This is a genomic window from Cystobacter fuscus DSM 2262, assembly GCF_000335475.2.
Taxonomy (GTDB): Bacteria; Myxococcota; Myxococcia; order Myxococcales; family Myxococcaceae; genus Cystobacter; species Cystobacter fuscus.
Window position 1 is genome coordinate 202115 of sequence record NZ_ANAH02000006.1, and the last position, 22382, is coordinate 224496.

17 protein-coding genes are annotated in these 22382 nt (G+C 69.5%); 4 read left to right on the forward strand and 13 right to left on the reverse strand.

Annotated features, from left to right (window positions below; translation table 11 throughout):
* Window positions 1-5: 5 nt before the first annotated feature.
* From D187_RS11140 to D187_RS11155, 4 genes are all read right to left on the reverse strand, one after another.
* Entirely contained in the window at window positions 6-1064 is a 1059-nt protein-coding gene (locus D187_RS11140) for an SPFH domain-containing protein (RefSeq protein WP_002626947.1), read from the reverse strand.
* Between the two features lie 187 nt (window positions 1065-1251).
* Complete coding sequence (locus D187_RS11145; RefSeq protein WP_002626946.1) at window positions 1252-2052, reverse strand: ABC transporter permease subunit; 801 nt, start codon at window positions 2050-2052, stop codon at window positions 1252-1254.
* On the reverse strand, window positions 2049-2984 hold the full coding sequence (locus D187_RS11150) for an ABC transporter ATP-binding protein (RefSeq protein WP_002626945.1): 936 nt from the start codon (window positions 2982-2984) through the stop codon (window positions 2049-2051). The genes D187_RS11145 and D187_RS11150 overlap by 4 nt, the downstream gene beginning before the upstream one ends.
* Window positions 2981-5269 (reverse strand): ArnT family glycosyltransferase, encoded by a 2289-nt coding sequence (locus tag D187_RS11155; protein WP_002626944.1) that lies wholly within the window; start codon window positions 5267-5269, stop codon window positions 2981-2983. The genes D187_RS11150 and D187_RS11155 overlap by 4 nt, the downstream gene beginning before the upstream one ends.
* Before the next feature lie 328 nt (window positions 5270-5597).
* On the opposite strand from D187_RS11155, the gene D187_RS11160 reads away from it, so the two are divergent.
* A complete protein-coding gene (locus D187_RS11160) occupies window positions 5598-7310 on the forward strand; it encodes an FHA domain-containing protein (protein WP_245591679.1) in 1713 nt (570 codons plus the stop codon).
* A gap of 91 nt (window positions 7311-7401) precedes the next feature.
* A complete protein-coding gene (locus D187_RS11165) occupies window positions 7402-7995 on the forward strand; it encodes a response regulator (protein WP_002626941.1) in 594 nt (197 codons plus the stop codon).
* 25 nt (window positions 7996-8020) lie between these two features.
* On the opposite strand, the gene D187_RS11170 is transcribed toward D187_RS11165, so the two are convergent.
* The 3 genes from D187_RS11170 to D187_RS11180 form a co-directional block, all read right to left on the reverse strand.
* Complete coding sequence (locus D187_RS11170) at window positions 8021-8791, reverse strand: enoyl-CoA hydratase/isomerase family protein (protein WP_043429307.1); 771 nt, start codon at window positions 8789-8791, stop codon at window positions 8021-8023.
* A gap of 14 nt (window positions 8792-8805) precedes the next feature.
* On the reverse strand, window positions 8806-9018 hold the full coding sequence (locus tag D187_RS11175; protein WP_002626939.1) for a biotin/lipoyl-binding carrier protein: 213 nt from the start codon (window positions 9016-9018) through the stop codon (window positions 8806-8808).
* Window positions 9019-9082: 64 nt separating this feature from the next.
* Window positions 9083-10432 (reverse strand): acetyl-CoA carboxylase biotin carboxylase subunit, encoded by a 1350-nt coding sequence (locus D187_RS11180; protein ID WP_002626938.1) that lies wholly within the window; start codon window positions 10430-10432, stop codon window positions 9083-9085.
* 150 nt (window positions 10433-10582) lie between these two features.
* Between D187_RS11180 and D187_RS11185 the strand changes: the two genes are divergently transcribed.
* Window positions 10583-10933 (forward strand): hypothetical protein, encoded by a 351-nt coding sequence (locus tag D187_RS11185; RefSeq protein WP_002626937.1) that lies wholly within the window; start codon window positions 10583-10585, stop codon window positions 10931-10933.
* Window positions 10934-10937: 4 nt separating this feature from the next.
* On the opposite strand, the gene ftsZ is transcribed toward D187_RS11185, so the two are convergent.
* Window positions 10938-12152 carry a cell division protein FtsZ gene (gene ftsZ, locus D187_RS11190; protein WP_002626936.1) on the reverse strand — a complete coding sequence of 405 codons (1215 nt, stop codon included), beginning with the start codon at window positions 12150-12152 and terminating at the stop codon, window positions 10938-10940.
* Between the two features lie 510 nt (window positions 12153-12662).
* Here ftsZ and D187_RS11195 point away from each other — a divergent pair.
* Entirely contained in the window at window positions 12663-16790 is a 4128-nt protein-coding gene (locus D187_RS11195) for an ATP-binding protein (RefSeq protein WP_002626934.1), read from the forward strand.
* Window positions 16791-16802: 12 nt separating this feature from the next.
* Here D187_RS11195 and ftsA read toward each other — a convergent pair whose 3' ends face one another.
* The 5 genes from ftsA to murC all read right to left on the reverse strand — a co-directional run bounded on the left by ftsA (window position 16803) and on the right by murC (window position 22373).
* Window positions 16803-18035, reverse strand: coding sequence for a cell division protein FtsA (gene ftsA, locus D187_RS11200; protein ID WP_002626933.1), 1233 nt, complete (start codon window positions 18033-18035; stop codon window positions 16803-16805).
* A gap of 47 nt (window positions 18036-18082) precedes the next feature.
* On the reverse strand, window positions 18083-18937 hold the full coding sequence (locus tag D187_RS11205; protein ID WP_002626932.1) for a cell division protein FtsQ/DivIB: 855 nt from the start codon (window positions 18935-18937) through the stop codon (window positions 18083-18085).
* 127 nt (window positions 18938-19064) lie between these two features.
* A complete protein-coding gene (locus D187_RS11210; RefSeq protein ID WP_002626931.1) occupies window positions 19065-20009 on the reverse strand; it encodes a D-alanine--D-alanine ligase in 945 nt (314 codons plus the stop codon).
* Window positions 20006-20938 (reverse strand): UDP-N-acetylmuramate dehydrogenase, encoded by a 933-nt coding sequence (gene murB, locus D187_RS11215; RefSeq protein WP_002626930.1) that lies wholly within the window; start codon window positions 20936-20938, stop codon window positions 20006-20008. The genes D187_RS11210 and murB overlap by 4 nt, the downstream gene beginning before the upstream one ends.
* A 4-nt stretch (window positions 20939-20942) precedes the next feature.
* Window positions 20943-22373 carry a UDP-N-acetylmuramate--L-alanine ligase gene (murC, locus tag D187_RS11220; RefSeq protein ID WP_002626929.1) on the reverse strand — a complete coding sequence of 477 codons (1431 nt, stop codon included), beginning with the start codon at window positions 22371-22373 and terminating at the stop codon, window positions 20943-20945.
* Window positions 22374-22382 lie beyond the last annotated feature (9 nt).

A 22382-nucleotide genomic window follows, 5' to 3' on the forward strand; every position in this document is an offset into this window, starting at 1 on the left:
CGAAACTACAGCAGCTTCATCAGCTCGGCGCGCTTGGCGTTGTACTCCTCATCGGAGAGTACGCCCGCGTCCTTGAGCTCCTTGATCTCCTTGAGCCGCTGCGCCGGGCTGCGCGTGTCGGCCGGGGGGGCCGCGGCGGGAGGAGGCTGCTGGGGCTGCTGCTGGAACTGGGGCTGCTGCTGGTTCTGGTTGTTGGCGAACATCTGGGCCATGCCGAAGCCCATGCCCATGCCCATGCCCTGCAGCGCGCCGTCCGAGCCGCCACCGCCCTTGGCCATGCCCTCGGACGCGCCGAGCATCGCCTGGCCCTGGGCGTACTGCTGGAAGCCACCGGCCAGCCGCGAGTAGGCCACGTCCTTGGAGAGCTTCTTGAGCGTCGCCTCGTCCTCTTCCTTGATGCTGACGTGGAAGTTGCCCATGCGCACCACGGTGAGGCCGTAGGTGTCCACATGCGGCTTGAGCCCGGCGATGACCTCGGTCTCGATCTCCTCGGTGTACGCGCCGCTCGTCACGTCCAGCAGCGGCCAGCGCTTCTTCACCAGCAGCTCGGCGATGCGATCCCGCGTCACCTTGAGCACCTGGCTCTTGAACCAGCTGACGAACTCCGCGTTGTTGGCGCGGCCCATGCCGACGAGGCCCACCACGAGCTTCTCCGGCTCCGTCACCCGGATGGAGAAGTCGCCGTACACCATCGTCCCGATGCCCAGCCCCGTCTCCGGATCGCGCACGTCACCGATGGGGCCGCCGAACTTCAGGCCCGTGAACTCGCGCGTGGAGACGAAGAAGATCTCCGCGATGAACAGGTTGCCGCCGGTGAAGCCCTCGACCAGGCGGCCAATGAACGGGATGTTCTTGGTGTCCAGCTGGTGCCGGCCCGGCCCCAGCTTCCCCTCCACCTTGCCGTCCTTCACGAAGAGGGCGACCTCGTCCGCATCGACGGTGAGCTGGGTGAGCATCCGGACGTTCTTCTCCGGATACTTGTAGACAATCTCGCCCTTCGCCTCGTCAGCCCGCGCGATGAAGTTGCGCTGCGACTCGCCCTTGATCGTATCGAAGAATCCCATCGTGCTTTCGTCGCCTCCAGAGAACGCGTCGACCACCGGGAGTCCACGCCGCGTCCCTACTTCAACGCATGACGCGCGAACCTATTGCATGTGGGCGATGCCCGTACATCCCCATCCGGTCCCTGGAAACATGCCAAAGGGCCCGGTCGTTTGCCAGTCAACCGGTTGAGCGGGCGTCATCCGACGGTCAGCCCCAGCGGCTGAGGAGCCGCTCGCGGTCGAGCAGGCGGACACTGGCCCACAGGAGAGCCACGTCCAGCAGGAGCACGACGGCGCCCTGCACCGCGTAATAGACGGGGCCGGCGTTGAGGACCCCGGCCACCTGCCCCGCCACGAGCCCCACCAGGGGCAGCACCACGAGCGCGGAGAGCTGCTGGGCGGTGCGCGCCTCGGCCACGCGCGCGGAGATGAGCACCGCCACGCCATTGCCGAAGAAGGCGAACAGCGGCGCCAGCACGAGCACTCCGAAGGTCCACAGGGTGTTGGGCATCAGCAGCCCCTGGCCCAGGGGCCAGCCCACCACGTCCACGCCGATGCACAGCAGGAGGAAGGCCACCCAGGAGATGAGCACCGCCGGCACCAGCGACGCGAGGCTCTTGCCCGCCACCAGCTCCATCGCCGTCACGGGCGAGGCGAGCAGCGGCTCCAGCGTGCGCCGCTCGCGCTCACCCGCCACGCTCTGCGAGGAGACGAGGATGGGGACGAAGACGGGCATCACCAGGAACATGCCGAACCAGTCGAGCAGGGTGCGCTCCACCAGGAAGCGTCCCGCGTTGGCGTTGAGCGGCAGGGTGGGATCGTAGAAGAGCGCGACGACGCGCAGGTTGCTGTCGTCGGGGTTGCGCGTGTACGTCCAGACGACCACCACGGGCACCACCACGAGCACCAGCGGCAGCGCCGCCATGGCGAGCAGCAGCGACGGGTTCTTGCGCAGGTCCAGGAAGTCCTTCCAGAAGACGGCCAGCGCGCGCCGGGGATGGAAGCTCATGGGGCGCCTCGTCCTTCTGCGCGTCCTTCACGGATGAGTTCCAGGTAGACCTCCTCGAGCGGGCGCTGGGCGGGAACCGCGCCGCGCACCCGGGCACCCGCCCCCACCAGGCACGCCACCACATCCGGCGCCTGGGACTCGTCCGCGAGCATCACCCGCAGCCGGCCGCCCTCGGCGAGCGAGGACGGGGCGAAGGGCAGCGTGGCCAGCGCCGGGACGAACCGCGAGGCCTCGCCCTCCACGGACACCTCCAGCGAGCTACCCGCGCGCCGCAGTTCCTGGAGCGGAGCGAGCGCCAGCAGCCGCCCCTTCACCACCGCCACGCGCGTGCACAGGCGCTCCACCTCGGCCAGGTTGTGCGAGCACAGCACGAGCGTGCGCCCCTCCGCCGCCAGCTCCGCCACGGCGTCGCGCACGGTGCGCGCGGACTCGGGATCCAGACCGCTCGTGGGCTCGTCGAGGAAGATGACCTGGGGCTCGTGCACCAGCGTGCGCACGATGGCGAGCTTCTGCCGCATGCCCTTGGAGAAGCTCCCACAGGGCTCGTTCTCACGGCCCCCGAGACCGAAGCGCTCGAGCCACGCCTGGGCCCGGGGCCACGCCTGGCGCTCGTCCAGTTCGTGCAGCTTCATGAAGAAGCGCAGGTTGTCGCGCGCGCTGAGCCGCTCGTAGAGCCCGGGCTGTTCGGTGAGCAGGCCCACCGTGCGGCGCAGGGCCTCGCCCTGGGTGCGCACCGAGTGGCCCCAGACATGCGCCTCGCCTTCCGAGGGCTGGAGCAGCCCCGTGAGCATGCGCACCGTGGTCGTCTTCCCCGCGCCGTTGGGCCCGAGCAGGCCGAACACCTCGCCCGGGCGGACGTCGAAGGACAGCCCCTCCACCGCGGTGCGGGAGCCAAAGCGCTTGGCGAGACCCTGAACGGAGATTCCACTCAATCGATGGTCACCAGGACGAACTTGTTGTTGATGTCGCGGTCCACGACCGTCACCACCTTGTCGGTGCCCGCGTTCTGACGAAGGATGCCCAGCCGGTTGTGCTCCACGAGTGCCCACTCGCGGCCGGGCTGCTCCACGAAGGGGCGGAGCTTGGGCGTCTCGCGGATCTGCTTCACCGTGTTGCGCGAGTAGAACGTCTCCCCGCGCCAGTTCATCAGGTAGGCGGCGATGGGCTCGTCCGGCTTGCGCTGGGCGTAGTAGCGCCAGAACAGATCGCGCTGGGTCCAGTGGTGGGACAGGTCCACCCAGTGCCCCCAGTTGAACCAGAGGGCGAAGCCGGCCGCGAGCGCCCAGAAGGTGCCGTACAGCATCACCCGCGCGCGCAGCAGGCAGGCCACCACCGCCAGGCCGCCGGCCACCGTGAAGGTGAAGCCCAGGGCCATCTTCACGTTGACGGGCTCGGACAGGGACTTGAGCAGTGCGTCCGCGGACGCCGGGGCCGTCACGCCTCGAGCGAGCGCGCCGCCGCCCACCATCAACAGGAGGACGCTGAAGCACCACAGCCCCGTGCGCGACTCCGCCCCGGCCCGCGACGCCTGCCAGGCCACCCAGGCGCCCACGAGGATCAGGGCCCCGCCCACCAGGGGAGTGGCGGGCACCGAGCCGCGCGTGGCCATGGGTACGAAGAAGGCCACGCCCAACGCGAGGCACAGCCACGCCGTCGCGCGCGCGGTCGGCGAGGCGCCCGACTTCGGGGGAAGCACGCCCAGCGCGAGGTAGGCGCCCACGGCCAGCAGCACCAGCGTGAGCAGATCCCCCACCCAGAGCGGGCGCGAGGCGAACATGGCGATGGGCTTGGTGACGAGCTCCATCGGGTAGGGCCGGTCGTAGTTGTAGACGAAGAGATCGGTGAAGTCCTTCGGGTGGTTGGCCAGGTCATGGCCCACGAGCAGGAAGAGGATGAACCCGAAGACGAGGCTCATGGAGTGCGCGGAGATGCCCTCCTCCCACAGCCGGTCCACGAAGAGGCCGAGGAGGATGGCGAGGCCCGGCAGCACCGGGAAGACGTAGTGGTGGAACTTGGTGGCGGAGGAGGCCAGCAGGGTGAAGGAGAAGGCCACCCACAGCGTGGCGATGAGCGCCAGGTGGTCCGCCCTGTCCCGCGAGCGTGGGCGCAGCCGCGACACCAGCGCGAACGCCCCCGGCACCAGCGCCACCCAGGGGAAGATGGCGAAGCCGCCCTGCTCGATGAAGTAGACGAAGGAGCCGCCCGGCGTGGTGGTGTGCACGCCCGCGCTCAGGCGGTTGAGGTGGTCGTGGATGAAGAAGCGGTACCAGAAGAGCTTGCTCTCGTCGTCCACGCCATCGAAGAGGCACAGCACGAGGTACCAGGGCACGGCCACCGCGCAGAACACGAGGATGCCCGTGCCCAGCTTCATCGTGTACATCTGCGCCCACAACACCGGCATGGGGCGCTGTCCGGCGCGCACCTCGGCGCGGAAGCCCCGCTCCAGCAGCCAGCGCAGGTGCGCGTTGAGGCTCGCGCTGTCGTAGGGGATGACGGCGAAGAGCGCGTAGAGGACGAGGATGACGGCCGGCAGGCCCACGCCCAACAGCCCCTTGGCCAGGGTGGACAGGCCCGCGAACACGTAGAAGGCGTACCACCACGCGGCGCGGTGCTGAGTCTTGTCATCGAGCTGGCCGATGAGCGCGCACGCCATCGCGCACACGAGCGTGGTGACGAAGGGCGTATCCGTCACCGTCTGCCGCGTGAGCAGGAAGTAGAGCGGCATGGTCGCCACGATGAACCCGGTGGCCAGCCCCGCGCGCACGCTCACCACCCGCGCCACCGCCAGCGACAGCAGCGCCACCGCGGTGATGCTCAGCAGCGCGAAGGGCAGTCGCATGCCCCACTCCGTGTAGAGCCCCAGCGCGCCCTCGGAGCGCAGCGACCCCACCACCTGCATGCCCAGCGCCTGCATCCACATGGTCATCGGCGGCTTGGAGAAGAACCACGCGTTCTCCCAGAAGGGGAACACGTAGTCGCGCCGCTGCACCATCTCGCGGCCCACCTCGCCGTAGTGCGTCTCCCAGGGATCCCACAGGCCCACCGCGCCCAGGTAGGGCACGAAGAGCAGGGCCGCGAAGGCGGCCGTCGCCAGGGCCACGCGCCACGAGGGCTCCAGCGCCATCCATCGGCGCGCCCACGGCTCCTGGTGAATGCCCTTGCCGAGGACGGCCTCGGTGAGGGAGTGGGGCTCCTGCTGCGCTCCGTTGCTCGCCACGGGGAAGCTGCCTCCATCCGCATTGCCCCGGACACCGCACCCGGGTCGCGGCCTTATATCCCCGCCCCGCCCCGGGGTGTGCACCTTCACCCGCGGCGCCCCTCCGCTCGCCGCCGCGCCCGCTCCCCTCCGCGCCCCGGCTCGCGGCCAGATGTCCGATGGACAACCGAGCTGTCAAGATCCCTTCTTGTCGGAAAAGCCCTGTCTTTTAGGACGGATACCCTTCTTGAGGTGCCCGGGGGCGTTCTGCTATAGCTGTAAGGGGACCCAACCCGTGCTGAAGCTCATCATCGAAGACGACGAAGGGCGAAAGACCGTAGTTCCCTTCATGCGCGACGAGATCACGATCGGTCGTCAGGAGGGGAACACCATCCGCCTGACCGAACGCAACGTGTCTCGCCGACACGCCCGCCTGTTGCGCCAGAACGGGCACGTGGTGGTGGAAGACCTGGGCAGCTACAATGGTGTGCGCATCAATGGAGAGCGCATCCAGGGGCCCGCCCAGGTCGGGGACGGAGATCTGATCCAGATCGGCGACTATGATCTGGCCGTCCAGCGCGAGGTGCCGCAGCCCATCGCGCCCACCATCCGAGTCCCCGCCTCGGCCCTGCAGGCGGCGATCGCCCAGGCCGAAAGCGCCGCCGCCGCCGCGGAAGCCGCCGAGAAGGCGGCCGGCAACAAGGAGAGCGAGGAGGACTCGGACGACACCCGCGAGGACACGCCCTCCGACGCCATTGGCGAGACCACCACGGTGCTGCCCGGCAGGCAGCAGCGCCGCCAGTCCACCGCGGTCATCCGCCTGGATCAGGTGGAGATGAACCGGCCGCGTCGGCTCGAGAACGTGGAGCCCGAGGACGCGCCGCGCCTGATCGTGGTGGGCCCCGAGTTCAAGGGCCAGGAGTTCGTCTGCATCCGCACCGAGATGCGGGTCGGCCGCACCGAGGACAACGACATCGCGATCGACCACCGGTCGCTGTCGCGGCTGCACGCCAAGATCGTCCGCGAGGACACCGGCGAGTGGCGCATCATCGACATGCAGTCGGCCAACGGCATGAGCGTCAACGGGGAGATCTACGCGCAGGCCTCCCTGTCGCACGGAGACATCGTCGAGCTCGGCCATGTGAAGATGCGCTTCGTCGGCCCCGGGGAGAACGCCTCGGGCCTGGCGAACGATGCGGCGAAGGGCTCGAAGAAGGGGCTCGTGCTGACGCTGGCCGGTCTCGTCCTGCTGGGCGCGGCCGGAGGCGCCGCCTGGTTCGTCTTCGGTCAGACGCCCTCCAGCCCGGAAGCTCCCGTCGCGGTGGCGCAGCCACCCCCGGAGGAGACTCCGGCCCCACCGCCCGACACGGCCCCGCCGCCCACCGAGCCCGTGGTCAACACGGCCCCGCCGCCCACCGCGGCCGAGGAGAAGCTCCAGCCCGTCCAGGACGCCATCACGAAGCGCGACTTCAACACGGCCGTGGCCCTGCTCGAGGCGATTGGTACCACCGGGAAGCGCTCCCCCCGGGCCGAGGATCTGCTCAAGCAGGCCCGGACCGAGCAGGAGGCGCGGAAGAACCTGGACCAGGCCCGCAGGGACTTCGAGGCGGGCAAGCTGCAGGACGCCCAGAAGGGCCTCGCGGCCGCAGAGACCACGGTCGCCTTCGCCAGCGAGCGCACCGAGCTCAAGGCGAAGGTCGACACGGCGCTCAAGGCGGCCGACAAGCCCACCAACACCACCCGGCCCGCGGCGGGTACGGCGCAGCAGGCGAGCGCGGCGACCGACTCCAAGGCCTTGCTCGAAGAGGGCAAGACCCTGCTGCGTCAACAGAAGTACCAGGATGCGGAGTCCTACTTCCGCAAGTGCATCGCGGTCGATCCCAGCAACGCGTCGTGCCACATGTGGATGGGCACCACGGTGGCCCGGCTGGGTAACTTCGAGAAAGGCGCTCAGTTCTACCGGGAGTTCCTGCGGCTGGCGCCGAACGATCCCAACGCGGCCAAGGTCAAGAAGCTGATCGACGATTACGAGAAGAGTTTGAAAACAGGGGGCGGCAAGTAGCCCACGGGACGCGTGCCGCGCGCGCCGTCCGAATGGCGCGTCCCTCCCCCCAGGGCCACGCGCCGTCCCCCATACCCGAAGGAGCAGGTTCGTGCAGATCCGTATCCTGGTGGTCGATGATGAGCAGGACAACTGCGACTACCTCAAGCTCGTCCTGATGCGGGAGGGCTACGAAGTCGTCACCACGACGGACCCCACGAAGACGGTGGAGATCCTGCGCAGTGCCGACTTCCACCTCGTCATCCTGGACATGATGATGCCGGTGATGTCGGGCACCGAGGTGCTCGAGCACATCCGCAAGTACGACACGGACGTCGCCGTCATCGTCGCCACCGCCTACCCCACGGTGGACACGGCGGTGGCCTCGCTGAAGAACCAGGCGAGCGACTACGTGAAGAAGCCCATGGAGCCGGACCAGTTCCTCGGCGCCGTGCGCAACGCGCTCGCCAAGAAGGGCCTGTCGCAGGATCCCGAGGCGGACCTCCACCGCGCCATCGGCCGCACCATCCGCGATGCGCGCAAGACGCAGGATCTCACGCTCAAGCAGCTCGCGCGCCGCACCGGGCTGTCCGTGTCGCTGCTGTCGCAGATAGAGCGCGCCGAGTCCTCCGCCTCCATCTCGTCGCTCTACAAGATCGCCTCCGCCCTGCAACTGCGCATGGGCGAGCTGTTCGGCGACACCTGAGCCCACGAGGCGGGGCTCCCCCGCCTCACTGGCCGCGGAAGCGGGGCGGACGTTTCTCCAGGAACGCCGCCCTGCCCTCGCGAGCATCCTCGCTGGCGAAGGCCCGCGCCCGCACCTCGCGCAACCGGGACGTCTCCTCCTCGGACAGCGCGGGCCGCGTGAGCAACCGGAAGGCCTCCTTCATCCCCGCCACCGCCAACGGCGCCTGGGCGGCGAGCGTCCGGCACAGCTCCAGGGCCCGCGCGTCGGCCTCGTCCCCGGGAAGGCACTCATCCAACAGGCCCCAGGCCAGCGCCTCCCGGGCATCCAGCCGGCGTCCGGTGAGGAACAAGTGCTTGGCACGCGCCACCCCCACCAGTCGGACCGCGCGCGTCAGCCCCGCCGGGGAGTAGACGATGCCCAGCCGCGCCGGCGGCATGCTGAAGAGCGCATCCTCACCCCCCACGCGGAAGTCACACGCGGCCGCCAGGTCGAAGCCCGCGCCAAAGGCCGCCCCGCGCACGAGGGCGACGCTCGGCAGCGGCAGGGCCTCCAGCCGCTCCAGGCACACCATCAGCGCGTCATCCGGCAGGCGATCCGCCGTCGGCGCCGACAGCAGGTTCAGGTCATAGCCCGAGCAGAAGGCGCCCGCCTCGCCCTGGAGGAGCACGGCGCGCGCCCGGCCCGGAGCCGAGGCCAACGCCTCGTCCAACCGGGCCACCTGCTCGTCATCGAGCGCGTTGCGCCGAGCCGGGTTGGACAAGGTGAGCACGAGCACCTCGTCCCGCTCCTCCACGTGCAAGGCGGACGGCCCCACCCGCTGCGCCCCGCCTACCCGAGCACCACGAGGACGTCGCCCTCGTTGACGGACTGGGACTCCCTGCACCGAATCTCCACCACCAGGCCGGCCTCCTCCGCCTCCACCGGCATCTCCATCTTCATGGACTCGAGGATGACGAGCGTGTCTCCCGCGGAGACCTGCTGCCCGACCTTGATCTCGATCTTCCACACCGTCCCGGTGATGTGCGCCGCCACGTCCGCCATCGCTGTGCTCCTTCTCGGATGCTGCGTGTCTTTTTCGTGCTGAAAGGATCCGCCCCGCCGCGGGCTACGGCTTCGCGTGCTGCTCCAGGAAGCGCGTGTTCAGGTCTCCCGCGCGGAAGACCGGGTCGCGCAGGATGCGCAGGTGCAGGGGGATGTTCGTCTTGATGCCCTCGATGCGGTAGCCCTCCAGCGCCTGGATGGAGCGCTCGATGGCCTCGGCGCGCGTGGCCCCGGAGACGATGAGCTTGGCGATCATCGGATCGTAGTTCGGCGTGACGGTGTTGCCCTCGACGTAGCCCGAGTCCAGGCGCACGCCCTCGCCCGTGGGCGGCTGGTACACCTTGAGCGGCCCCGGCGAGGGCAGGAACTTCACTGGATCCTCCGCGTAGATGCGGAACTCGAGCGCCGCCCCGCGCCGCTTCACGTCCTCCTGCTTCACCGTGAGCCGCTCGCCGGCCGCGATGCGCAACTGCCAGCCGATGAGATCCAACCCCGTGGTCAGCTCCGTCACCGGGTGCTCCACCTGGAGCCGCGCGTTCATCTCGATGAAGTAGATGTCCCCGTCCGAGTAGAGGAACTCCACCGTGCCGGCATTGGCGTAGCCGAAGGCCCGCGCCGCGGTGAGCGCCGCCGTGAACAGCTTGTCGGCCAGCGCCGCGTTGCGCCCCTCCGCGAACAGCGGCGAGGGCGCCTCCTCCACCACCTTCTGGTGCCGGCGCTGGATGGAGCACTCGCGCTCCAGCCCATGGATGAGGTGGCCGTGATGGTCCCCGAGGATCTGCACCTCGATGTGGCGCGGCGCCGGGAAGTAGCGCTCGATGTAGACGCCCTCGCGGCCGAAGGCGGCCTTCGCCCGGTCCGTGCACTGACGGAAGACCTTCTCCAGCTCGGCGGGAGAGTTCGCCGCGGCCATGCCGATGCCACCACCACCGCCCGCGGCCTTGCACAGCACCGGGTAGCCGATGCGCTCGGCGGCTCGCTGCGCGGCCTCCACGTCCGGCAGCACGTCCTCGGTCCCGGGCACCACGGGCACGCCCGCGGCGGCCACGAGCTTGCGCGCCTGGCTCTTGTCCTTCATGCGCAGCATGGCCTCGGGCGGAGGACCCACGAAGGTGATGCCGGCGGCCTGGCACGCGCTGGCGAACTCGGCGCTCTCCGACACGAAGCCGTAGCCGGGATGCACCGCGTCCGCGCCCGTGCTCTTCGCCGCCTCGAGCAGCGCCGGGATGTTCAGATAGCTGTCCCGGGCGGGCGCCGGTCCCAGGCGCACCGCCTCGTCCGCCTCGCGCACGAAGGGCAGCTCCGCGTCCGCGTCCGAATAGACGGCCACGGTGCGAATCCCCATCCCCTTGGCCACCGCGTTGATGCGTCGGGCGATCTCACCCCGGTTGGCGATGAGCAGCTTCTTGAACATGGCGGACGTCCCCCTGCGTGAGGTCGGGCAAGGTAGACCCCGCATTCCGGGCTGACAAGGAGACAACGCACCCGCTGTCGGGAAGTTGCGGGCATGTAGGTAAATGGCGTAGGTTTCTCAACCGTGACGCCATCCACGACAGGAAGAGTGGTGGATCTCCAGGGAGCACGCCTCGAGCGGCGCTTGGAGATGTACCGGGCCCGGGTGACCGAGCGCCTTCGCACCAACCGAGCCGCCGTCGAGGCCCTCTACGAGGGAGGAACCCTCTTCTCGCCGCAGGGTACGCGCGCGGGCCGGGCCCTGCTCCGGGCACACCAGCTGCTGCAACGCGCCCACGGCCTGCTGGAGCAGCTCTCCGGTGACGGAGTGGTCCCCGCGCCGCGGCTGCCCGAGCGCATCGACGAGCACTACCGCGAGCTGGACACCCTGCTCGCGCGCAGCGACGCGCTCTCTGGCCGGCACCACCGGGCGGCGAGCGTGGCCCGCCTTCCCGGCCGCTAGCCGCTCAGGGCATCTCGGTCTGACCCTGACGGCGCAGGAACGTCGGGATGTCGAACTGATCCTCGTCCAGGGGCAGGGCCGCGTCCTTCACCACCGCGGTGCGGCTGGCCAGCGAGCGGCCCTCGGCCTGGGCCAGGGTGCGCGAGCCGGCCTTCGCGGGCACCAGGCTCGCCACTTCCTCGCGGGCCGAGGACAGCGAGGCGGGCGCGGGGCGCGTGTTGACGGGCACCTGCACCACCGGCGCCGGCTGGCGCACCTTGGTGTCGCGCGAGACGAAGCCCGTGGCGATGATGGTGATCTTCACCTCGTCCGAGATGTTCTCGTCGATGAGCGAGCCGAAGATGATCTCCGCGTCCGGATCGGCCGCGTCGTGCACCAGCGTGAGCGCCTCGTTGACCTCCTGCAGGGTCATCTCGCGTCCGCCGGTGATGTTGATGAGCAGGCCGGTGGCGCCGTCGATGGAGATGTCCTCGAGCAGCGGGCTGGAGATGGCCTGCTGCATGGCGGTGAGCGCGCGCTTGTCGCCGGTGGCCTGGCCGGTGCCCATGAGCGCCAGACCCTTGTCGCTCATGATGGTCTTCACGTCGGCGAAGTCCACGTTGATGTAGCCGTGGTACTGGATGAGGTCGGAGATGCCCTGCACGGCGTTGAGGAGCACCTCATCGGCGCGCTTGAAGGTCTCCAGGAGCGGCATGGGCGCGGTGCTCAGCGTGAGCAGGCGCTGGTTGGGGATGGTGATGAGCGTGTCCACCGCGGCCTTGAGCTCCACGAGGCCCTGCTCCGCCTGCTTGCGGCGCTTGTTGCCCTCGAAGAGGAAGGGCTTGGTCACCACGCCCACGGTGAGGCAGCCCAGGCTCTTGGCGATGTCCGCGATGATGGGCGCCGCGCCCGTGCCCGTGCCACCGCCCATGCCGGCGGTGACGAACACCATGTCCGCTCCCTCGATCATCGCGGCGATCTGATCGCGCGACTCGAGCGCGGCCTCACGGCCCATCTCCGGGTTGGCGCCCGCGCCCAGGCCCTTCGTCAACGTCTGTCCGAGCTGCAACCGCGTCGGTGCCTTACTCGCCGCCAGCGCCTGGACATCGGTGTTGGCGGCGATGAAGTCGACACGCTCAAGCTTCGCCATGATCATCGTATTGACCGCGTTGCATCCAGCGCCCCCCACGCCGATGACGCGAATCTTGGCGGCCTGCTTGTTCTGCTCGAACTGGTCCATGTGTTTCCTTCTGTTCGCGCGTGCCCGCGCGCGCACCTGCAAACACCATCTTCAGCAAGTCGCGATCTTTGGCAAGTTCTGAGCTACGAACATGTAGCGCCTCGTCGCATCGCCAAGTCGTCACAGGCACTTACGCGCAAGCCCCCACCAGAGCAGCCGTGCGACGTGGTGGGAGCATCACACCTCTTGACTCGCGCCACGGGCATTTCGGAGCGCGCTGCACTGTTCACCATGCACCGCAACAGTCCATGAACGTGGACTCGCGGCACGCAGCGGGCGCGCTCGAAACCTCCGTCTCCCCGTGAGGGGGGATTCCACTGCGCGCCGGTTCTTCCGGCCCTTGTACATGAAGATGGAGTCCACGCGGCAAGAGAACAATCGAGGTGCGCGCGCTCGGGGCGACAGGAAACCCAACAGAGCGGCGCCAGGGCCGTGGCTTTTCGAGCGCGAGACCACAAGCTCCAGGGCATAAGGAGCAGTGCACCGCGAGATGCTCCATGAGGTGAATGAGTGGAAGAGGGACTGACTGGCGGGGGGGAGATGCGGGCGCGCATCCGCGCCTTCGATTGGACCCGGACCCCGCTCGGTCCTCCCGAACTCTGGCCCCAGAGCCTGAAGACGGCGGTGAGCATCTGCCTGGACTCGCGCTTCCCCATGATCGTCCGCTGGGGCGAGGAGCTCATCGCGCTCTACAACGACGCCTATATCCCCATCCTCGGGCGCAAGCACCCCGGGGCGCTCGGCAGTCCCGGGCTGTCGCGGGCGTTGTGGGGAGACCCGGAGACGCGCGCCATCATCGAGCCCATGTTGCGCGGCGTGCTCGCCCGGGGCGAGGCCACCTGGTCCAACGATCAGCTCATCATCTTCCAGCGCAACGGCTTCGCCGAGGAGGCCTACCTCACCTTCTCCTATAGCCCCATCCGCGTGGAGTCCGGCGCGGTGGGCGGCGTCTTCACCGCCGTGAGCGAGACGACCCAGAAGGTGCTGGGCGAGCGGCGCCTGCGCGTGCTGCGCGAGCTGTCGGCACGCACGTCCGCGGAGACCACCCTCCCCGGCACCTACGCGGCGGCCCTGTCCGTGCTCGGCTCCGCGGCACACGACGTGCCCTTCTGCCTGCTGTACATGCTCGACACGGCGGTGACGACGGCCACCCTCGCGGGACTGGGCGGCGCCGTCCCCAACGAGGCGGCGCCCAGGCACATCGCGGTGCATGCGCTCGAGGCCCCCTGGCCCCTGACACGCGCCTGGAACGGCGCCGAGGAGGTGGAACTCGCGCGGCTGGGACCCTGGGCGAGTACCCTCCCCGGAGGCCCCTGGCCCGAGTCGGCGCGCCAGGCCCTGCTGCTGCCCATCCGCCTCACCGGCGAGAAGAACCCCTCGGGCTTCCTCGTCGCCGGCACCAGCCCCCGGCTGCCGCTGGACGACACCTACCGCGGCTTCCTCGCCCAGTTGGCCGACCACATCTCCCACGCCATCGCCCGGGTGCACGCCTACGAGGAAGAGCGCCGGCGCTCCGAGGCCCTCGCCGAGCTGGACCGCGCGAAGACCGTCTTCTTCAGCAACGTGAGCCACGAGTTCCGCACGCCCCTCACGCTCATGCTGGGCCCCCTGGAGGAGCTGCGCTCGGGAGTCCTCGGCTCCTTGACGCCCTCCCAGCACGCGCGGCTCGACACGCTCCACCGCAATGCCCTGCGGCTGCTCAAGCTCGTCAACTCCCTGCTGGACTTCTCCCGCCTCGAGGCCGGGCGCGTCCAGGCCCGCTTCGTTCCCACGGACCTCTCCGAGCTCACGCGGGGCCTCGCGAGCGCCTTCCGCTCCGCCACCGAGCAGGCCGGCCTCACGCTGACGATCGACTGTCCCCCGCTGCCCGAGCCCCTCTACGTGGACCGGGACTCGTGGGAGAAGCTCGTCCTCAACCTGCTCTCCAATGCCTTCAAGTTCACCTTCGAGGGTGGCATCACGGTGAGGCTCCTGCCCGGCGACGGCCGGGCCGTGCTCGAGGTGGAGGACACGGGCACGGGCATCCCCGCCGAGGCCCTGCCCCACCTCTTCGAGCGCTTCTATCGGGTGGAAGGGGCACGCAGCCGCACCCAGGAGGGCAGCGGAATCGGGCTCGCGCTGGTGCAGGAGCTGGTGAAGCTGCACGGCGGCACCCTCTCCGTGGCGAGCACCCCGGGCCAGGGCACGCGCTTCACGGTGATGCTCCCCATCGGCCACGCGCACCTGCCCGCCGAGCGCCTCGGCGAAGCCCTGGCCCCTCGCGCGAGTGACGCCAGCGCCGCGCCCTTCGTGGACGAGGCCCTGCGCGGACTGCCCCGCCAGCAGACACCTCGCTCCGAGGCCACGGCGGGCCAGGGCCACATCCTGCTGGTCGACGACACACCGGACATGCGCGAGTACGTGTCCGGACTGCTGCTCGGCGCGGGCCACATCGTGGAGACCGTCACCGATGGGCTCCAGGCGCTCGCGGCCGTGCGGGAGCGGCGGCCGGATCTGATCCTCACGGACGCGATGATGCCCGGACTCGATGGCTTCGGTCTGCTGCGGGAGCTGCGCGCGAGCGAGCGCACCCGCACGCTGCCCGTCATCCTGCTCTCGGCGCGCGCGGGCGAGGAGTCGCGCGTGGAGGGCCTGAGCCAGGGCGCGGACGACTACCTGGAGAAGCCCTTCAGCGCGCGCGAGCTGCTCACGCGCGTGCGCACGCAACTCGAGCTGTCACGGCTGCGGGCCACCCTGAAGAGCGAGAAGTTCCGCTCGTTCATCCTCAACGTCCCCGGCGCCGTGTACGAGTGCGAGCCCGAGTCGCCCTGGCGCTTCAGCTTCATGAGCGAGCCGGTGCGCGCCCTCACGGGCCATTCCGCCTCCGAGTTCCTCGCGGGACTGAGCTGGGCGCCCCTCATCCACCCCGAGGATCTCCCCTCCGTGGAGACGCGCATCGCCCAGGCCGTGGAGCAACACGAGCCCTACGAGCTGGAGTACCGCGTGCGCCACGCGGAGGGAACCTCGCGCTGGGTCTTGGAGATCGGGCGGGCCGTCTACGACGAGGCCGGCCAGGCGTATTGCCTCGAGGGAATCATCTTCGACATCACCGAGCGCAAGGCCGCCGAGGAGGCCCTCCAGCACTACCAGCGGCAGTTGACCCGCACCCTCGCGGAGAACACCACGTCGGCCCTGTACATGACGGATGGCGAGGGTCGCTGCACCTATATGAACCCCGCGGCCGAGCGGATGACGGGGCACGTCTTCGCCGACGTCCAGGGCCAGCGGCTCCATGACCTCATCCATCCCTCCCAGCCCGGGGCGGCGGTCTGCGCCGGAGCCTGTGCCCTCGAGCGGTTGCTCACCGGGCCGGGAACCCGGGGCGGCGCGCACGAGGATCTGTTCGTGCGCGCGTCGGGAACCGCCCTGCCCGTGGCCCTGGCGGCGAGCCCCCTGCTGCGCGAGGGCCAACGCGTGGGCACCGTGCTCGAGGCGCGCGATTTGACCGAGCAGAAGCGGGCCGAGGCGGCACTGCAGGAGGCCCAGCGCCGCAAGGATGAATTCCTGGCGATGCTCGCCCACGAGCTGCGCAACCCCATGGCCCCCATCCACGCCGCGCTCAAGCTGCTCGCGGCCCGCACCGCCCTCGACGACAAGGGCCGCCACGCCATCGAGATCATCGAGCGGCAGACGACGAACCTCGCGCGGCTGGTGGACGATCTGCTCGACGTGTCGCGCATCACCCGGGGACACATCGAGCTGCGCAAGACGCTCGTGGAGCTGCCCGCCATCATCGAGAGCGCCCTGCAATCCGCGCAGCCCCTGCTCGACGAGCGGCGCCACGAGGTGAGCGTCACCCTGCCCCGCAAGCCCCTGCGCACCTTCGGGGATGCCATCCGGCTCGAGCAGATCGTCGTCAACCTGCTCACCAACGCCGCCAAGTACACCGAGCCCGGGGGCACCCTGCGCGTGGGCCTGGAGCGCGCGGGCACCGACGCGGAAGTCCGCGTGAAGGACACCGGCATCGGCATCTCCCCGGAGATGCTCGGCCGCGTGTTCAACCTCTTCGAACAGGCGGAACGCCCCCTGGATCGCTCCCAGGGAGGCCTGGGCATCGGGCTCACGATGGTGAAGAACCTCGTGGAGATGCACGGCGGCACCATCGAGGCGCGAAGCGAGGGGCTCGGACAGGGCAGCGAGTTCATCGTCCGGCTCCCACTCGCCGAGGAGCCCACCGCACCACGGCCCTCACCGGACACGCGCGCGGACCCCCCGCCCTCGAGTGCCCGGCACATCCTCGTGGTGGACGACAACCTGGATGCCGCCGACACGCTCGCCGAGCTGCTGCAGACCTGGGAGCACACCGTCTGGCAGGCCCACGATGGGCTCGCGGCGCTCCAGGCCGTGGAGGAACATCGCCCGGACATCGTCCTGCTCGACATCGGACTGCCGGGAATGGACGGCTACGAGGTGGCACGCCGGCTGCGCGCGGGACCGCTCGGCCAGCAACTCACCCTCGTGGCGCTCACCGGCTATGGCCAGGCGAGCGATCGCCACCGCGCGTTGGAGGCGGGGTTCGATCAGCACTTCGTCAAACCCGTGGACATCGACGGGCTGCAGAAGTTCATCGAACAGCAACCGGCCCGCGGCGCACGGTAGGCACGCGGGTTCCTAGAAGATGTCCTCGAGCCACTCGCGCATGCGGCCCTTGACCTTCTTGTAGACGTTCTCGTCGCGGATGCGGAACATCTTCCGGTCCAGGTGCTTGGCGCCATAGACGACCAGGCCCACGCCGGTGGCGTACATGGGGCTCTTCACCACGTCCACCAGCCCGCCGATGCCGCGCGGCATGCCCCGGCGCACCGGCAGTCCGATGACCTCCTCGGCCAGCTCCGGCATGCCCGCGAGCAGCGTGGAGCCACCGGTAATCACCACGCCCGAGGCGAGCAGATCCTCGTAGCCGCACTTCTGGATCTCCCGGTGCACGAGCTGGAAGATCTCCTCCACGCGCGGCTCGAGAATCTCACAGAGGATCTGCCGGCCGAGCACGCGCGGCTGACGGCCGCCCACGCTGGGCACCTCGATGGTCTCGTCCTTGTCCACGAGCGAGGCCAGGGCGCAGCCGAACTTCTGCTTGATGCGCTCGGCCTCGTGGGCCGGGGTGCGCAGGCCGATGGCGATGTCGCTCGTCAGGTTGTTGCCGCCCAGGGCGATGACGGCGGTGTGCACGATGGAGCCGCCGGAGAAGATGGCGATGTCGGTGGTGCCGCCGCCGATGTCGACGAGGCACACGCCCAGCTCCTTCTCGTCCTCGCCCAGCACCGCCTCGGCCGAGGCGAGCGGCTGCAGGACGATGTCCGCCACGTTGAGGCCCGTGCGGTTGGCGCACTTGACGATGTTCTGCGCGCTGGACACGGCGCCGGTGACGATGTGCACCTTGGCCTCCAGCCGCACGCCCGCCATGCCCAGGGGCTCCTTGATGCCACCCTGGTCATCGATGATGAACTCCTGGGGCAGCACGTGGATGACCTCGCGGTCGAGCGGAATCGCCACGGCCTTGGCGGCGTCGATGACGCGCGCGATGTCCGCCTCGCGCACCTCCTTGTCCTTCACCGCGACGATGCCCTGCGAGTTGAAGCCCTTGATGTGGCCACCGGCGATACCCGTGTACACATGGGAGATCTCCGCTCCGGCCATCAACTCGGCCTCCTCCACCGCGCGGCGGATGGAGGACACGGTCGCCTCGATGTTGACCACCACGCCCTTGCGCAGACCCTTCGACGGGTGCGTGCCGATACCGATGATGTCGATCCCGCTGTCCGTCAGCTCCCCGACGATCGCGCAGATCTTCGTCGTGCCGATATCGAGGCCGACGATGATCTCCCCGGACTTCTGTTTCGCCATGACTGCCCTCCAGGCCCCCCCACTCTCGTGAAGGGGGGCGCGTGCCCCTACTGCGCCGACGTCCCGTTCCTCTCGGAGACGGGACTCGAAATCTTGACCGCCACCCAGCCGGGCCGTGCCCGGTTGTCCAGGTGGATGACCTCCGCGGACAGCCCCTTGCCCTTGAGCCCCTCGCGCACCCGCGCGAGCCGCTGGAGCTTCTCCTCCGTCGCCCCCTCCCCCATCCGCACCTGCGTCCCATCCGACAACACCAACAGCAGCCCGTCCTCCGTGACGCGCACCTCGCTCAGCCGCTCGCTCTTGCCGGGGCGCGCGGACGTATACGCCGCCACCATGGCCAGGGCCTCGAGCAGGTTCTCGTGCGCCTTCGTCTCGTCGGCGAGGTAGGCCTCCCGGTCCACCCCGGTGACGAGCGGCAAGTCCAACCCGTCCTCGGGCTGCAGCCGCTTGAAGGGCTTGCCTTCCTCGTTGAGCAGATACAGATCGTTGAGCACCACCAGCGCCGCCGGCACATGCTCGGAGACCTCCACGGACACACTGGCCGGGAAGTGACGCCGCACTTGCACGTCGCGCACCCAGGGGTGGGCGGCCATGGCGCGCTCGAGCGCGTCCACGTCCAGGGTCCACAGGTTCTGCCCCACCGTGAGCCCGGACAGCTTGAGCAGCTCGCCCGGGTGCGCCCGGTGCAACCCGCTGAAGGACGTCTCCTTGAGCAGGAAGAAGGGCGAGGTGAGCGCCCAGCGCCGCAGCTCGATGCCGCCCCACACCAGGGCGCATGTCAGACCGGTGAGGACAATGGCCTTGAGCAGCCCGGGCCCATGCGTACGCACGGCTCCCGCCATGGCCGCTTTCTTCTGGGCGACGTCCTGGTGACGCCGGTTCTTGCTCTTGCCAAATGCCATGATGTGCGCCGGCGCATGCTGCGCGCGGTTGGATCTCCCCGCCAGTTTTTGGCTACAGACACGTCGCTGTAGTCCGGCGTTCCTCGGAGAGGAGGCCGGTCTTGTTCACTACCGATGAGGACTGGACTCAGGCCTTGACAGAGGCCCCTTGCAACAGCCGCTCACACAGCGCGGGGAAGTCGATGCCATTGCCCGCGGCGATCTTCGGCAGCAGGCTGGACTCGGTCATTCCCGGCAGCGTGTTGGTCTCCAGCAGGAAGACGTCTCCCGAGGGCAGCAGGATGACGTCCGAGCGGGAACCTCCGCTACAGCCGAGGGCGCGATGGGCGGCGAGGCAGACTTCGTTCACCCGGGCATACTGCTCTGGAGGAAGGGGCGCGGGGAAGAGGTACTGCGTGGTGCCACCGGACTTGTACTTGGCCTCGTAGTCGTAGAACTCCCGCGCGGCCACCACCTCGATGACGCCCAGGGCCTGGTCATCCAGGACGCCGCCCTGCACCTCGCGGCCCTTGATGTACTGCTCCACCAGGATGGAGCCGGCGAGCTGGGAGACGTCCTCCACGGCGGCGAGGTACGCCTCGCGCGTCTTGCACAAGTGGACGCCCACGCTGCTGCCCTCGCGCGACGGCTTGACGACGACGGGCAGGGAGAAGGGCAGCGAGTCCACGGCGGCGAGCGCCGCGTCCTTCGCGGTGAAGGAGCGGTAGGCGGGCGTGGGGATGCCGTGGGCGACGAAGACCTGCTTGGCGAAGACCTTGTCCATGCCCAGCGACGAGGCCATGACGCCGCTGCCCGTGTACGGGATGAACATGCACTCGAGCAGGCCCTGCACGCAGCCGTCCTCGCCGTAGCGGCCGTGGAGGGCGATGAAGGCCACCTCCACCTTCTCCGCCACCAGCCGCGCGGGCAAGTCCTTACCCACGTCGATCTCCACCACGTCGTAGCCGAGCCCCCTGAGGGCCTTGGCCACCGCGGCCCCGGAGCGCAGCGACACCTCGCGCTCGGAGGACAGGCCCCCGAGCAACACACCGACCCGCTTCCGCTTCAGCTCATCCTTGGACAGGGTGCTCATGGCAGGAAGACTCCCACTCGCTTGACTTCGGGTTGAAGGACGACGCCCCGCTCCTGCTTCACACGCTCTTGCATGAGCGTGAGCAGGGAGGACACGTCGTGGGCGGTCGCTCCACCCAGGTTGACGATCCAGTTGGCGTGCAGGAGCGACACCTGCGCGCGGCCGATGATGTGGCCCTTGAGATTCACGCTCTCGATGAGCCGCCCGGCAAAGTCGCCCGGGGGATTGGCGAAGACGCTGCCGAAGTTGGGCTGGCTGAGCGGCTGCGAGCGCTTGCGGTACGCGAGGTCCTCGTCCATGACCTTCCTGGACGCCTCGAGGTCCCCCTTGCGCAGGAGGAAGCGCACCCGCGTCACCACCCCGCCCCGGGGCAGCTCGGTGTGGCGGTAGCCATGGGGGATGTCCGACTTGGACAGCCACCCGAGCCCGTCCGCGGTGGCCACCTCCACGGCCTCCACCACGCGGAAGCACTCGCCATTCTTGGTGCCCGCGTTCATCGTCACCGCGCCGCCAAGCGTGCCGGGAATCCCCGCGAGGAACTCCGCGCCCACCAGGCCGTGCGCGCGCATCACGTTGCACAGCCGCACGATGGCCGAGCCCGCGCCCAGCGTGAGCCGGCCCTCCTCGGAGCCCACGTCGGCCAGCTCGGGGAAGAGGTCCCCCGGCAGCTTCACGGTGACGCCGGGAATGCCGCCATCGCCCACGAGCGTGTTGGCGCCCCCGCCGAGCACCGTGAGGGGTACGCCCTCCTCGCGAACGAGGCGCAAGAGCGCCACCAACGCCTCGGGCGAGCGCGGGCGGACGAGCGCCTCGGCGGGGCCGCCCACGCGCACGCTGGTGAGGGGCGCGAGCGGGGCTCCCGCCGTCACGTCACAGCCCGACAGGCGCCCCACCCGCTCGGGCAGGGACGAGGAGAGAACGGCCACCATGTGCCTAGTCGCCCTTCCCCAGCCCGTGTTGGCGGAGCAGTTCGGCGAGCTCCGGTCCCACCTGGGTGATGTCGCCCGCGCCCAGGGTGAGCACCAGGTCCCCCTCGCGCAGCCGCGGCAAGAGGGCCCGCGCCAGGTCCGTGCGCTTCTCCACGAAGGTGACGTCGCGGTGACCGTGGGCCTGGATGGCCTCCACGAGGGCATCCGCCGTGGCGCCGGGGATGGGCTCCTCGCCCGCGGCGTAGACGCTGGAGACGAAGAGCACGTCCGAGTCGTTGAAGGAGGTGGCGAAGTCGGTGAACAGATCGTGGGTGCGCGTGTAGCGGTGAGGCTGGAAGGCCACCACGAGCCGGCGGCCAAAGGCGCGCCGGGCCCCCGCGAGCGTGGCCTGCACCTCGGTGGGATGGTGCCCGTAGTCGTCCACGATGGTGACGCCCGCCACCTCGGCCCGCACGGTGAAGCGCCGCTGCACGCCGCCGAACTCGGCCAGCGCGCCGCGCACCACGTCCAGCGGCACGTCCATCTCCTCGGCCGCGGCGATGACGGCCAGGGCGTTGAGCGCGTTGTGCGCGCCCACCATGCGCACGCGGAACTCCCCGAGCGGCTCATCGCGCCGGAAGGCCTCGAAGCGGGTGGAGAAGCCCTCCAGCCGCACGCCCTCCAGCCGGTAGTCCGCCATGTGCGAGCTGCCGTAGGTGACGAAGCGCTTCTCCATGCGCGGCAGGAGCGACTGCACGTTGGGGTTGTCCAGGCACAGCACGTTGAGGCCGTAGAAGGGCACGCGGTTGCAGAAGGACGTGAAGGCGTCCTTCAGGTTGTCCAGCGTGCCGTAGTGGTCCATGTGCTCCGGGTCGATGTTGGTGACGATGGAGATGGACGGGTGCAGGTGCAGGAAGCTGCCGTCGCTCTCGTCGGCCTCCACCACCATCAGCTCGCTCTTGCCCAGCTTGGCGTTGGAGTCGAGCACGTTCACCTTGCCGCCCACCACCGCCGTGGGATCCAGGCCCGCGGCGGAGAGCACGGTGGCCACCATGGAGGTGGTGGTCGTCTTGCCGTGGCTGCCCGCGACGGCGACGGCGTACTTGAGCCGCATCAGCTCGGCGAGCATCTCCGCGCGGGGGATGACGGGAATCTTGCGCTGGCGCGCGCTGACGACCTCGGGGTTGTCCTTGCGCACCGCCGAGGAGATGACGACCACGTCCGCGTGGACGAGGTTCTCCGCCCGGTGGCCCTCGAAGAACGTGGCGCCCAGTTGGGCCAGCCGGCGGGTGATGTCGCTGGCCTTGAGATCCGAGCCCGACACGCGATAGCCGAGGTTGAGCAGCACCTCGGCGATGCCGCTCATGCCGATGCCACCGACTCCCACGAAGTGCACGTGCGCGGCATGACGGGTCTTGAAGAGGCTCGTGGTCCTCACGGAGCGGTGGTTCGTCACGGGGTGATT

Coding starts and splice junctions, on each gene's coding strand:
- D187_RS11140 (WP_002626947.1), bottom strand. CDS start 1,064: ATGGGATTCTTCGATACGATCAAGGGCGAGTCGCAGCGCAACTTCATC.
- D187_RS11145 (WP_002626946.1), bottom strand. CDS start 2,052: ATGAGCTTCCATCCCCGGCGCGCGCTGGCCGTCTTCTGGAAGGACTTC.
- D187_RS11160 (WP_245591679.1), top strand. CDS start 5,598: ATGCGCGACGAGATCACGATCGGTCGTCAGGAGGGGAACACCATCCGC.
- D187_RS11175 (WP_002626939.1), bottom strand. CDS start 9,018: ATGGCGGACGTGGCGGCGCACATCACCGGGACGGTGTGGAAGATCGAG.
- D187_RS11180 (WP_002626938.1), bottom strand. CDS start 10,432: ATGTTCAAGAAGCTGCTCATCGCCAACCGGGGTGAGATCGCCCGACGC.
- ftsZ (WP_002626936.1), bottom strand. CDS start 12,152: ATGGACCAGTTCGAGCAGAACAAGCAGGCCGCCAAGATTCGCGTCATC.
- ftsA (WP_002626933.1), bottom strand. CDS start 18,035: ATGGCGAAACAGAAGTCCGGGGAGATCATCGTCGGCCTCGATATCGGC.
- D187_RS11205 (WP_002626932.1), bottom strand. CDS start 18,937: ATGGCATTTGGCAAGAGCAAGAACCGGCGTCACCAGGACGTCGCCCAG.
- D187_RS11210 (WP_002626931.1), bottom strand. CDS start 20,009: ATGAGCACCCTGTCCAAGGATGAGCTGAAGCGGAAGCGGGTCGGTGTG.
- murB (WP_002626930.1), bottom strand. CDS start 20,938: ATGGTGGCCGTTCTCTCCTCGTCCCTGCCCGAGCGGGTGGGGCGCCTG.